The sequence below is a fragment of the Vibrio sp. YQ_11 genome (assembly GCF_043103065.1).
GTDB classification, from domain to species: domain Bacteria; phylum Pseudomonadota; class Gammaproteobacteria; order Enterobacterales; family Vibrionaceae; genus Vibrio; species Vibrio parahaemolyticus.
Genome location: NZ_JBICJM010000007.1, coordinates 43,572 through 56,956, shown reverse-complemented (window position 1 = coordinate 56,956; position 13,385 = coordinate 43,572). Strand labels below are relative to the sequence as shown.

The window sequence follows — 13,385 nt, the reverse complement described above, 5'->3', positions numbered from 1 at the left end:
GAAAGCCTCAATTTCTTGCAGTTTCCTTACTTAACGCAAGAAACCGAAGTTGTTACTGTCCGGTTAATCCCGGCTCGCCACGATAAATCACGCGATCATTGCCACGGTGAATACCAAATGTGACAACGGAAGATGGGTTTTCTTCTCCAGCGTTCTTATTATCCCAGTTGTATTTGAGCCAAGGTAAACCGTTGGTTGAATCATCAAGATCTAACCAAACGCGCGTTTGCTGACGGTATGGTTCAGCTTGAGTTGCAGTAACAGAGCGAGAAGAACCTGAGGAAACAGTCCCACCACCTCCTAACGTGACTGCTTTCGGAGCAGCACTAGCACCTGTTGGCCAAATGTGACGCAAGGAATCCTTTTTCATCACTCCCATAACTTTTGTCTGGCTGTCATCTTGATTAACAATAAAACGCCCATCATTCCAATATTCGACTCTTAGCGGGATATGTAGCGTTGTACCCTGATTTCCACCTACATCATCAAGAGCAATGCGACCAAAGCGTAAATCCGGCTGGACAAATAGCTCCTTGGTACCAATAGTCACACCAACCTTATCTACTGATGATGAGGAAAGATCAATAGAAATAGACGTATCTGAAGAATTCTCTAAGTAATTTAATGGGCCGTCAGGTTTAGTGACTACTTTATTCCACACCAGTCCACTCGCGCTATATTTCCCGACACTTTGCCCTGAAACATAGGGACCTTTACTACCGTTCAACCAGTTACCAGTGTACGTGCCCGGCGCACTGAACCTATTAACATTGGCATAGTTATCTTCGTACAAGTTAAATTTAGCTTGGTGTCGTGCATCAAAATACGCGTAATTATGTAAGGCACCGTCTCCTTTCGACAATGCTTCAACGTAGAACTGTTTTAACCCAAAAGGCTGTCCCATATAAGCAAATGCTTGGCCATTTGGGTAATCCCATATGTTGTTGTACGAAGTTGTTTGATCGCTACTGTAAACATTGAATTTACTAGGGTAGAAACGTCCAACATTGAGCGTTGCATCGGCAATCTTATACGTGCTGCTTCCCAGATAGGTAGAGAATGCTTCCCCTTCACCACCAACAGGGGCAGTAGCGGTAAACTCGAATGAGCCTACTTCATCAACAGACTGCTTGAAAGACACGGAACCACTAACCCACTTAGCATCTTCTGGTAGCTTTTCTGTTAGTAACGAGCCATTCACAACATTACCCTTGTTCACACTCGTTGTCGGGTCTGGATAAGTCACTACATGATCAATACTAATATGCGACTCTTGGTAATTTCGGGCAACTTCTCCGTCTGATTGATATGCTGTTACCTGCATTGTGAACTCTTGTCCTGCTGGAATATAGCTTTTGCAATCAGGTAAACACGCACCATTACCACTTACGTTCAGACTTAACTTCGCAGGGAAACTCACAAATGATGCAAAGCCCGCCGAATCCTTCACGTCGTTAACTTTCGCATCGATACGGATTTTACCAACCTCTTTATAATTAACTTTGAGGTAAGCTTTACCATTTGAATCAAAGTAGACATCGGACAAAGACTTAGCAACTTGAGGTTGCAATACGGTATGACCACTCCATTTAGCATTGCTGTCACCCGCTTTTTTGTACCATACCTCAACAGATTTCGTTTTATCGACGGGTGCAATCTCGTGAGTCACTTTCATAGTAACATCTCGGGTTTCGCCCCCAGCTTTTACATGTGATGAGCAGAATGAAAGATGATCTGTACCGGCAGATTGTCTAGCCGAAACCACATCCCCTATGTTTACTCCGAGTACGTTTTGAGAAAATAACACATTACAGTTCTCGACGGACAATTCATCACCGTTATTGATGCGACAACGCGCTCCTTCAAAACCAAACTGAGGTACCGAACTATTCGCGACTCCCATCGTAACCGTACCGGCTTTATACCCCTGTAATAGAAGATCAACTGAATTGTTGAAAGTAATGTCCGTGAGCTTTTCTTGCTCTCCATTTACCCAGTTAGCGACGCTATTGGTGGATGATGGCAGTAAAGTAACTCTCAATGGTTCTAACTCGCCTTCGCTTGCGGCTGCATCTTCTGGATAGGTTTGAGTACACCTTTCATTCATACATGCTTTTAGCGTGACTTTCGAAGGCTGGCACGTACTACCGGAGCCTGAATAGTCAAATTCAAAGTGATGGATACCATCCGTTAACTTCTTGTATTTATCTGCACAAACTTGGAAATCATCAATTTCGTGGATATTGGTATATGACCCCGTCGATGCAGTTACAGAAATACGGAAGTTTTCTGGAGCAATAGACTGCCCATAACCATTCATAACATTGAATGATTTGATTAACGTTTCCCAGCGACCACCATCAATTTGACGCTCAATAGAAACCCAAACTCCGCTCGCTCGGTTTTTAACGGTTTTGCGAGAGTCTACAGTCATTCTGTAACGGTGGACCTCATCTTCACCTCGACCATTGTAATAAGTTCCGAATACATCAAGTGCACCAACATCTGTATTATTTTTAATAAATTTATAGCCCCCAAACCAACCTTCTTTGGACTGACCGTTGTACTGGATTGTCTTCTTATAACCTGCTCCGCGAATAGCAATAGATTGTTGGCTACGACCTGGACGGCCATAGTCATTCTCATAATAACTGCCTTCATTCGAGAAGTTACCATACTCATCGATACCAAATGCTAACCAACCGCCGGCAAAACCTTCTAAACCGGGTTTTACACCAAAACCTAAAGGTCCACCAAATGCACCTGTCGCTGGTGGGACATTTGCGTCAGAAAAAACGATACCAACCCCATCTGCACCAGGTCGTGTGGTATTTGAATGAGCATAGTGATTAAACTCCACCTGCATAACGTTATCATCAGATGGGAAGATATAGTTGTAGGCTGATGCTGTTGCTTGATTATATTGGTTGCTTGATAACCTAAACTTGCCACCAGTAATGCTCGGTTTAGCACTATTCTTAAAGCCCATCACAGACCAGTTTGTAAGAGAGCCTGAGTCAAAATCTTCAGGTGGCAACGATTCACATTGAATAGGCTCTGGGTCAGGGCCTGGTGGCGTCATTCCACAATAGTCGTAGAAATCTTTGTATTGAGAGCTCTCACCAACTTCAACGGGACATGTACCTCGAGTTTGAGATGTATCACAGCTCGTATCATTTAGACCGCAATAACCAACCAATTTACCGTTATAAGAGTATGAAGAGTTTGCGGTTCCGCAAAGCGTTGAGTTACTGGCAATACTTACGTCTTTGTGAGTAGGGAAACCAATCGCTTTGGCGTCCGCAAGAATTTTAGCCGACGATAACGCCATTCCCTCATTTTTCACACTCGCAGTACCAAAAACAGAAGAGTTAGTCACGTGCAAGTATTTCTTGGTAGAGACGTCATCACCTACATATGAATTACTAATATTTGCACCGTCATTCCAGCTGGAAGCGGCACCACACACATAAGAACTTTCGATCACATGAAGATATTTCTTAACATCAACATCACCTTTTATTTTTGAGCTCTTGACCTGACCGCCTTCGTCAGTACTCGACACAACACCTGAAACTTGAGAGTACTGAATGTCGACATAGCCTTTCGCAGTGACGTTGCCTCCAACTTGACTGCTGACAATGGTCATACTTTGGTTACTACCCTGCGTATTATCGATGTTTCCATCTACACTAGAATGAGAAACGCTTACGTAGCCTTTAGTAAACACATCACCTGAAATCGATGAACTATTGGAAATAGCAATGGCTGGATTTCCATTACTTTGAGAAGTCACATTTCCTGTCACATCAGTTCTATTGAGCTCAATGTAGCCATCTGCGGAAACAGACTGGTTAACCTTATAGTTTATGACTTTCACTTCATTCTTAGCGTTGATGTAGCCATCAACAAATTTAGTTGAACCTGATGCTGAAAGTTCCGCACCACCGTGAGACGAAGATATGTGACCTCCAACGGAAGTGTTCGTTATTTGAACTTGGTTCTTGGCTTCGATATGTGAGCCCACATTTACGTTGTAAAGCGAGATTCCACCATTATCACTATCGACGTAACCATCAACGTTACCGTGATTAATTGTAAGCTGACTGTAAGCCAAAGCATTTTGTCGAATATCGACATTGTTTAACTGGAGACCATTATTAACACTTCTCAGTGAACCAAATATTGTTGAATCTGTTAGTTGGATATAACCACCATTATCAACATGGCCATACACATACAGGTTGCGAGCGCTAAAAGAGTTACGATTCAGGTTTAACGATAAGTTGTGGCTAGGACTACCGATCGTGTTTCCACCACCTAAAGAAGCGTTTCGACGTAACACTAATTGCGAGGTGCTTCCGCCAGTAACAATATTATCACCGTAATAGAGAGTTACATTACTAGGACACACGTAAACAGAAAGGCCATTGGAATAATAACCATTTGTTGGGCAAGGACTATAAACAGGCACCCATTGACGTTGCCAGTTCCCTTTTTCCCTGACCCAATCAACGGTAGGGGTTAGATCATACGTTACAGCAGCAAGCCCTTGAGCACATAACAAAGAGTAGGTTATAGCACCAAGTATTATTCTTTTTTCCATTGTGTTAATCCTTAATCCAAATCTCTTGTCTGCGTTCAACCAAACTCAATCCAGAACCACACTGGACTGCTGCTTCGATACGATAAAATGTTTGACTATCCAACTTTTTATCGCCCCCGTCACACACAAGTGAAACTAATCGGCAGCTTCCGTAATCAATGCTCTCTGAGCTTGGCGCTTTACCATTGACTTTATTACTGCAATTGCTTCCCACATCTGGGCTTTCATCGTTAAGTGGGTATATTTCAGTGAGCGCCCACTCTGTTGAAGATTGAGCGTAAAACCATGCTTGTGTCCCTAAAAACTCACGAGTCATTGAGTTTTGATTGGACCAGTTAGTCTTTGTGAGCGTTGCTCCTAGATACCCCATCACAATAATCACGAACAGGCATACAATGAGCACATTTCCGCTGTTTTTCTGTTTATGGGACATTTAACACCTGCACATCTTGTTGGTAGGTACTAACTTCACCATTTTGTTCAAAAGCAAATTTGAGATAGACAATCCCACCAGTCTGTAAACTCACATTCGTGTAATCAAATTGACTTTCATCTGCCACGATATTTTCAACAACAGTGCCATTGCGAGTTAAGCGGTTACTACGCACACCTGTTTTGACAATGCAGTATTCAACTTTGGTTGCTAACTGATATAGATAAATACGATGAGCGATCGAATCGCTAGGTAAAGACGCCGTTAAGCTATAGCGATAAAAGTCGGCATTACCATTGCTATCATCACCATTTAAAGCAAGATCGTTATCAATCAAGTGATTACTCACAGCGCCTGATATCAAATCGTCATAGCGTGTAGGGTTAATAACAAAGCGTATCCCGTCGGAGGCTTTTAATGTACCTCCAGGAAAGTTTTCTCCAGTGATAAAAAGCAGATCGTTGCTGGTTGGTTCTTGAAAGTAATAACCGGAATTTAAAGTTGGAACAAACGACAGGCAGGATTCGTCAACCGTGTTTGTCATTGCAAAGCTATTGGGAACGGCGTGTCTAATTTCACGCGCCATTTTTTCTAGCACAAATTGAGCTTGGGTCTGAATTCTTTGTCTTGAACTTGCATCAACATACCCTTTCATCCCAACTTGAACATAACCTGCAATCCCCAGCATGATGATGCTACCAATAACAATGGCCAGCACGAGCTCTATGAGAGTGAAACCTCTTTGACTCATTAATAATTACCTCGGTAACCAACCAATGAAATCGCTAACGCGGAACCAGCAAATATATCTAGCTTCACTTGCTTCATTTTAGGGACACTTCCTTCGAGCTCTGTCGTTTTTACCGCAACCTCTACACGAAAATTGATATAACTACTGTCTGCACTATTACCGACAACATCTGAGAGTTGGTATTTTTCGCTACCTGACGGACAACTATTCTGAGTATTTTCGGTGTACCAACAACCAATATAATCATCAACGTCATTAAAAGCAGAGGGCGAAGCCTCTCCATCTCTTCCAAGAAGTGAGCAAGCGTCTGCCCCGCTTTCGCCGCAGCGGAGCATGCCACCGTTGTCATCATAATAATGGTCAAAATTGCGGGCCAAAATTTGCGACATCATGCTATGTCCTAAAGCAATGGCTCGACTTTGATAATGGGAGGTGGAAGCATCTTTAATTTGTGGTATCAATGCTGTCGAAAACATCACCATGGCGATGCCCATCAAGACGATCGCAATAATCATCTCAATAAGCGTCATTCCTCGAAGCGTTTTTTTGCCTTTCATCGTCATGAGCAACCACCTTTACTTACGTAACCTTGCTCATTAATTGTGACCGTACAGGTTTGAGAGCTATTATTTTCGCTAATAGAGATAGTGACCGAAGGAGGGGTCGGATTTCCTAGCAGATCAAATTGAACCTCTCGGACAGGAGAAAAAGTAACACTGCTATCTTCTACCCAATCACTACGACTACTGGACTGAGATGAGCAAGAGGCTTTTGAGCCGATACAATTGGTTGCTATGGATAGAATAAAATCGTTATTTCCTACCGCACTACTGACATTAGATTGCATGCGATTCACCTGGACTTGGCGAACAACAGAAATGACTTGATCTTGAATTGCGACGGCAGAAATACCAGTGCGTATAAATCGACTGGATGCATAAAGTGATAATATAGAGAGGATGACGATGACCATGATCAGCTCAATGAGAGTAAACCCTGATATCGTTGAGCGCGACTTCATACTGAGGAACCTTCGGCTTACAACAAGCGATTAAATTATAAGCAAAAAAGCATGGTAATTTTGGACTAAAATCACACTTCTTTTACATAGCAAACAAGATTGCTCTAGATTAGTTTTTCGATCTATCGATTTCTTCTTCAATTCGATCGTAAGTTTCTTTATTGCTTAGCGTCTCAGAAACGTGCTCAGCGGTCTGCTTAGTTTGCTCCCACTTTGCTTCATACGTTTCTGGTTCAAAGCTGATAAATCTTGGTAATACCACATAACCGATCACACTCAAGATAATCAGCACAACTATAAACTCTACTGCACTAAGACCCGATGATTTACGCATATGTACTATTCCGAGATTAATCAAAATAAAGAGATAAAGGCCAGACTAGCTGGCCTTCTTCATCTATTGCTTACAGTGAGTATCAGTTTCTGTTAGCTCTGCTTTACCCGCAGTATTTTCATTTGCAGCTCCGTAGTACACAACACATGCTTTCGTGTAACCTGCAATGCCCACGGCAGCAGCAGATACTGCTGGACCACCATTTGATGGACTGTAGCTATCGATAGCTTTAATAAACTCAAAATCTTCATTTGAGCCTTTAGCACCTAGACCTTCAACCATTCTCGTTAAGTTATCTACAGTTGGTGTCGGGTAGCCGTTTGAAGTATCAACATTACCACCAGCGGCACTTACAGGGCCAGATGACGATTCAATACCTTCAATAGCAGCTTTACCATAAATAATACCAGACGCGCCATTAATCGCACCAGCAAGCCCTTCTAAAGTTGCGTTGCGAGCATCATCTTGCAGGTTAAGGAAACGTGGTGCTGCAGTTACCGCTAAAATACCTAGGATTACAATAACCACTACTAGTTCGATAAGGGTGAAACCACCTTGTCTTTTCATTGTTTACTCTCTCTATGTAAGCATGCAGTGTGACTGCAAGGTTTCGTTTAGGTCACGCGACCATTTTGGATATTGTCAAAACGGTTTGGAGCAGCAACGTTCACTAAAACTGACCGTGAAGTGGATACTGTATCTACCGCTTGAGCAGAATGACGAATCGCCATTATTCCGAAAAGGTTTGATAACAAAGGTAATCATTTTATGGTTTACCTTTTATTACAACCTTAGGCTTATGGTAATGTTTGCATTATACCGACTTTCATTCCCATTTATAGTACTTAAGTGTCAAAAAATTCACTCCGCCGACATTTCGACGTCTATTATCAGTCGATTAGCGGTAGACATAACTACAATTGTTTGGCCACTTTCATAAGTATAGTTGCAGATATAACGATTACTTTTGATTGTTCCGCTAATATCTAATAACTCACTAGCCATAATCTTACGTTGCGGGTAATGAACAGCTAACCAATATCCGCAATCGAGTACGCCTTGTTGTGTGAACGGCGACACCAATCCCCCTTCAGTCATGATGAGTTGAAAACCATCCATTTCCATATGATTGGGCTCACCTTGCACTAACCACGCTTGGTGATAACGCTGAACACTGTCTAGCATCCAAACCTTTGCGAGTTTTGCACCTGTCGCTTGTGCTTCTTCAGTGACTGGCTGCAATTTAATCGCCATTCCAACCACGATGATGACCGCAACTAAGCCAAACATAATGAGCGTTGCTCGGCTTTGATTCTCAACCACGCATTAGCCGCCTTTGATGATGTCCAGCATCCCCCACATTGGTAAGAAAATACCCAATGCAAGTACCATCACCATCCCAGCGACAATGACCAAAAGTAATGGTTCTATTCTTGCCGTCAGTGTTTTAAGGTCATAATCCACTTCTCGATCATAAAAATCTGAGACTTCGAGCAAAAGTTCATCAATACGACCCGTTTCTTCACCAACTGCAATCATTTGAATAACTAATGGCGTAAAAATATTGCTGTTGATGGCGGTAACAGAAATGGTGCTACCCGCTTCGATGGCGGCTTTCATCTCTAAAATTCGATTTTCTAAAAAGCGGTTACCCAACGCTTCACCGGCAAGCGCCAATGATTGGTTGAGCGGCACACCTGATTTCAACATCAACGAGAATGTTCGAGCAAAACGCGACAATTGAGCGCGATTTACGATATCACCGACGATTGGTAAGCGGAGGCGAAATTTATCAAACTTCTCCCGCCCATCTGCTGTCGCAACCCAAGCTTTGAACACAAAGAATGCACCGACTATAGCGGCAATGAGCAATCCCCAGTAGTGAACAAAGAAGTTGGACGTCGCAATCAAAATCCGAGTTGGAAGCGGCAACTCAACCCCAAAACGAGTAAACATCGATGCAAACTCGGGAATCACCAGAATGTTCAGAATAAACATCGCAATGGTAATAAATACGATAACGAACGTAGGGTAGCGCATCGCGGCTTTAATGCGTTTACGTGTTTCTAGCTCTTGCTCATAGTAGTTTGCTAGCTGTAACAATGCCTCATCGAGTCGACCGGTATTCTCACCCACGTTGATCATGGAAACGAATAACGGACTAAACACTTTGTTGTGCGGCTGCATCGCAGACGACAAACCACGACCATTACTCAACTCAGAAACCACATCTTCTAGCGCTTCTTTAAGCTGTTTGTTTTCACAGTTTTGCAGTAAGCCGCGCATTGAGCGCAGCAAAGGCACACCAGCTTTAGTTAAGCTGAACAACTGACGAGAAAACAGAATAATCACTTCCAGTGGAATGGCAGGAACCAACAATTTCGACAAACTAACGTGGTTCTTTACGCCTTCTTTCTCTAAGCGCAGATTGAGCGGGATGATCCCTTTATTCATCAACGCTTCCGCTGCGGCTTCTGAATTCACCGCATCGACTTTGCCACTGGTTGATGAGCCGTCTAATGTGCGGCCTTGATAACGAAAAGTTGGCATTCACTTACCTACATGAAAATGGGATCAGTTTTACCCGAAGCGTCACCCTCGCCGAGGGTCATCACTTCATCCAGGCTCACAGCACCTTGCAGTGCAAGCTCCATTGCTGAGGCAAGAAGCGGTTTGTAGTTTTCTGAACGTCGAGCCGCTTGTGCAAAGCCAACCGCATCATTCGCACGCAGCTTGTCCATCATCTCATGTTCCAGCTCAAGCATTTCAAACACACCGATTCGACCTCGATACCCCGTCAAGTTACAGTTTTGACAACCAGCCCCTTTATGGAAAGTCACCCCAACTTGATTTGGAAAACGCCCTGCTAACCATTGTTGACGCGACTCATCGAGATGATCTTGGGTTTTACAATCTGGACAAACACGGCGAACCAATCGCTGAGCCACAACGGCACGCACGGCACTGGCAACGAGATAGCCTGGCGCCCCCATGTCGATCATACGCAGTGCGCTGTCGACCGCATCGTTGGTGTGCAACGTACTCAATACTAAGTGACCTGTTAATGCTGCTCGCAAGCCAATCTCTACCGTCTCTTGGTCACGCATCTCACCAATCAAAATGATGTCTGGGTCTTGGCGTAAGAAGGTGCGTAGAACGCGTGAAAATGTCAGGTCGATCTTGCTGTTGATCTGTACTTGCGTGATACGTGGTAAACGGTATTCCACCGGATCTTCTGCGGTGATGATCTTTTTACCCGGTTCATTGAGCTCACTCAACGCGCCGTAAAGTGTCGTGGTTTTACCCGATCCCGTAGGGCCGGTTACCAAAATCATGCCATGAGGACGAGATAACTGACGACGCAAGCGCGCCAGTAGCTCAGGCGGTAAACCCGATTCTTCTAATGGACGTAAACCTGACGACTGGTTAAGCAGACGCATTACAACCGATTCACCATACTGAGTTGGTAACGTCGACATACGAATATCAATCGATTGGCCACGAACTTTGATGTTGAAGCGACCATCTTGTGGCAGACGCTTCTCAGAAATATCCAAGTGCGCCATCAATTTAAGGCGTAATACCAATGCAGAAGCGATGTTCACTTCGTTCAGAATGGTTTCATGCAGCACACCATCGACACGCTGGCGTAAACGCAGGACTTTATCGTCTGGTTCGATATGGATATCCGATGCACCAACTTGCACCGCGTCTTCAAACATCGAATTAACCAGTTTTACAACGGTGACTTCTTCACTGTCAGCTTCATCGATGCCATAGTCAAAGCTTTGTACGTCTTGGTGCTCTGCTTGTAACTGCTCAGCAAAGGACGCGATCTCTTTGGTACGGCAGTAGTAACGGTCGAAACTGCTGATCAACTGACGCTCAGAGGCTATGATGAACTCAAGGTTGTACTCACCTAGCAAGTTCATTAAAGACTCTTGGGTAAACAGATCCGCCGGATCACTCATCGCAACACGTAGAGTGTCACCATTACGAGCCACCACCATTGCACGTAAACGACGAGCATGCACTTCTGGTAGTATTTGCACCGCATCCGCATCCACTGGAGCACGTCCAAGATCGATCAACGGTAATCCTAGTTGCTGAGACAAGAACTCCAGCATTTGCTTTTCGGTAATAAACCCGAGATCAATCAAGGCATCACCTAATTTTTGTCCGGTACTGCGCTGAGCGGATAGAGCTTGCTGGATTTGATCTTCCGATACGATGCCTTCTTCAACGAGTAGGTCACCTAAGCGTTTTCTCAACTGAATTTTCATTGTGCGCTCTCCAGTTGCTTTAAGATGGTTAATCGATCGCGAATGAAAGCTTGCGACTGATTCGAGATCCCTACTTTACCTAACGCTTCGTTGTAAGAGTTAATCGCAGCAGTAAAAGTGAGCGCTCGCTCTTGCTGAATCGCCAAACCAAGCCACCAGCGGGCATTGTCTGGCTCGCGTTGAGTCAGTAGCTGGTAGCTTTCTAATGCGATGTCGTTTTGCTTTTGTTTCTGCGCAAGGGCTGCGCGCATTGCCAAGTAATCTCGACTCGGCATTGGAGGCAAGTGAACCAGTGGGCTCAGTGCCGCAGAAGGCTGATTGGCTTTAACCAATAGCTTCGACAACGCGAGTCTTAGCGGTTGGTTATCCTTATCAAGGTTGATGCCTTCTTGCAGGATTTCGTAAGACTTTCTTGTATCCCCTTTACCGAAATAAAGCGCCGCCAGCTTTTGACGCGTTTCGATATTACTTGGTTCATAACGCAATGCTTCGGTATAAGCAGAAAGCGCCGTTTCCATATCGTTCGCATCAATGGCTTTTTCTGCTCGACTGATCGCTTTCAACGATAACTGACGGTGTGAAAGTTCAACTTGCTCAATGCGCATTGAACTCTCTTCAACCAAATTGGTGGTCGTATTGCTCGGTGCATTCGCTACTTGCGCGATCAGCATCGGAGCGTCTGAACTCATATCCGCATCCGCACGTGAACCAAATACGCCCTCACTAGGTTGAGGCGTTGGTAATGCTGCAACAGCTTGCGGTTTTTCTACAGGTTTAGAATAAACCACGTTGCTGGTTTCTGGCGTCATCTTATTGGTAGGAGAAGATGCCAGACGGTCAGCATTAGTGGTGTCTAAAGGTTGCGTTGCGCTTGGTTGGAACGATGTGATCTCATCAGAAGGTGCAGGGCCTTGGGACACTGCCCAGCCACCTACGGCAAGACTTAATGAAAAACCAGCAACCAACCACAGCCAAGGCTTACTGCGTGAGACATTCGGAATCTCAGCACGAGTAAGTTCACTCGGTGATGTTTTTTCAGCAAGTTCAGATAATGCTTTATTGATGGCACTCAAGGTTGACTCCATCCCCAAAATACGGGTGTTTTAAACTTAGGTTTACGGGCATCAAACGTATCGTGCATGGCCGCATAAACGTGGTGATTTTTCAGTAAGGTACAACGGTCGTTAAACGCAGCTAACAGAGCTTTATGACTAATTTGGTTGATCAACCTTGGTATGCCCATGGCTGAACGCCAAATCGCTTTTTTCTGTTCAATGGAGAAAATGTGCGACCCATTACCCGCTTTGTCTAAGCGGTTATTGATGTACGCAACTCCTTCATCGACAGACAACGGACGCAGCCCACAACTGAACGTAATGCGTTGACGAAACTGTCGTAATTCGTGCATGGACAAGCGTTCATCCAATTCAGGCTGACCGAAAAGTACCAACTGAATTAATTTGTCTTGCTCGGTTTCTAAATTGCCGAACAAGCGCAGTGTTTCTAAAGCCTCAGGAGAAAGAGCTTGAGCTTCATCGACGATCAGAACGGTTTTCTTCCCGGTTGAATGCACACGAATCAAGTGTTCTTGAATTAAAGAAACAATGCGCAATGGATCGTCATTATCAATACCTAGCTCTCTTGCCACGGCAAACTGTAATTGCTCTCCGTTGAGCACAGGATTGGGTAGATAGACCAATTCCACTTGCGATTCGATCTGTTCAATCAGCTTGCGACAAACCATGGTTTTGCCCGTACCAACTTCACCTGTCACCTTAATCACCCCTTCACCCATCTGCACGGCAGCTAAGATGGTTTGAATCGCCTCATAGTGAGGCACTAACCCCAAAAACATTTCCGTATTTGGGGTCAGTGAGAAAGGTTGAACTCGAAATCCAAAATGCGACAAGTACATAACGAATCACAAACTCTTTGAAAAGCTAACGTTTCTTCTGCG

At 44.2% G+C, this 13,385-nt stretch carries 12 protein-coding genes; all 12 read right to left on the bottom strand.

Annotation, left to right across the window (positions count from 1 at the left end; genetic code table 11):
• Nucleotides 1-52: 52 nt before the first annotated feature.
• The 12 genes from ACF8EG_RS05260 to ACF8EG_RS05205 all read right to left on the bottom strand — a co-directional run bounded on the left by ACF8EG_RS05260 (nucleotide 53) and on the right by ACF8EG_RS05205 (nucleotide 13,343).
• Nucleotides 53-4,606, bottom strand: coding sequence for a DUF6701 domain-containing protein (locus ACF8EG_RS05260; protein WP_069507427.1), 4,554 nt, complete (start codon nucleotides 4,604-4,606; stop codon nucleotides 53-55).
• A 4-nt stretch (nucleotides 4,607-4,610) separates the two neighbouring features.
• Entirely contained in the window at nucleotides 4,611-5,039 is a 429-nt protein-coding gene (locus tag ACF8EG_RS05255) for an MSHA biogenesis protein MshP (RefSeq protein ID WP_025552718.1), read from the bottom strand.
• Complete coding sequence (locus ACF8EG_RS05250) at nucleotides 5,029-5,790, bottom strand: PilW family protein (RefSeq protein ID WP_025574980.1); 762 nt, start codon at nucleotides 5,788-5,790, stop codon at nucleotides 5,029-5,031. Before ACF8EG_RS05250 ends, ACF8EG_RS05255 begins: the two co-directional genes overlap by 11 nt.
• On the bottom strand, nucleotides 5,790-6,353 hold the full coding sequence (locus ACF8EG_RS05245; protein WP_025545968.1) for a prepilin-type N-terminal cleavage/methylation domain-containing protein: 564 nt from the start codon (nucleotides 6,351-6,353) through the stop codon (nucleotides 5,790-5,792). Before ACF8EG_RS05245 ends, ACF8EG_RS05250 begins: the two co-directional genes overlap by 1 nt.
• Nucleotides 6,350-6,811, bottom strand: coding sequence for a type II secretion system protein (locus ACF8EG_RS05240; protein ID WP_025545966.1), 462 nt, complete (start codon nucleotides 6,809-6,811; stop codon nucleotides 6,350-6,352). Before ACF8EG_RS05240 ends, ACF8EG_RS05245 begins: the two co-directional genes overlap by 4 nt.
• Before the next feature lie 109 nt (nucleotides 6,812-6,920).
• A complete protein-coding gene (locus ACF8EG_RS05235; protein WP_392419349.1) occupies nucleotides 6,921-7,145 on the bottom strand; it encodes a Tfp pilus assembly protein FimT/FimU in 225 nt (74 codons plus the stop codon).
• Between the two features lie 63 nt (nucleotides 7,146-7,208).
• Nucleotides 7,209-7,712: a type II secretion system protein gene (locus ACF8EG_RS05230; RefSeq protein ID WP_025504122.1), complete on the bottom strand. Its 504-nt coding sequence runs from the start codon at nucleotides 7,710-7,712 to the stop codon at nucleotides 7,209-7,211.
• Nucleotides 7,713-8,006: 294 nt separating this feature from the next.
• Nucleotides 8,007-8,468, bottom strand: a complete 462-nt coding sequence (locus tag ACF8EG_RS05225) for a hypothetical protein (RefSeq protein WP_025504124.1) — start codon at nucleotides 8,466-8,468, stop codon at nucleotides 8,007-8,009.
• A gap of 3 nt (nucleotides 8,469-8,471) precedes the next feature.
• Nucleotides 8,472-9,695, bottom strand: a complete 1,224-nt coding sequence (locus tag ACF8EG_RS05220; protein ID WP_025631444.1) for a type II secretion system F family protein — start codon at nucleotides 9,693-9,695, stop codon at nucleotides 8,472-8,474.
• Between the two features lie 8 nt (nucleotides 9,696-9,703).
• Nucleotides 9,704-11,428: a GspE/PulE family protein gene (locus tag ACF8EG_RS05215; RefSeq protein WP_392419348.1), complete on the bottom strand. Its 1,725-nt coding sequence runs from the start codon at nucleotides 11,426-11,428 to the stop codon at nucleotides 9,704-9,706.
• A complete protein-coding gene (locus ACF8EG_RS05210; RefSeq protein ID WP_025541499.1) occupies nucleotides 11,425-12,501 on the bottom strand; it encodes a lipopolysaccharide assembly protein LapB in 1,077 nt (358 codons plus the stop codon). The genes ACF8EG_RS05215 and ACF8EG_RS05210 overlap by 4 nt, the downstream gene beginning before the upstream one ends.
• The gene (locus tag ACF8EG_RS05205) at nucleotides 12,498-13,343 is read right to left on the bottom strand and encodes an ExeA family protein (RefSeq protein WP_005497278.1); all 846 of its coding nucleotides are present in this window, start codon (nucleotides 13,341-13,343) and stop codon (nucleotides 12,498-12,500) included. The genes ACF8EG_RS05210 and ACF8EG_RS05205 overlap by 4 nt, the downstream gene beginning before the upstream one ends.
• Nucleotides 13,344-13,385: the final 42 nt, after the last annotated feature.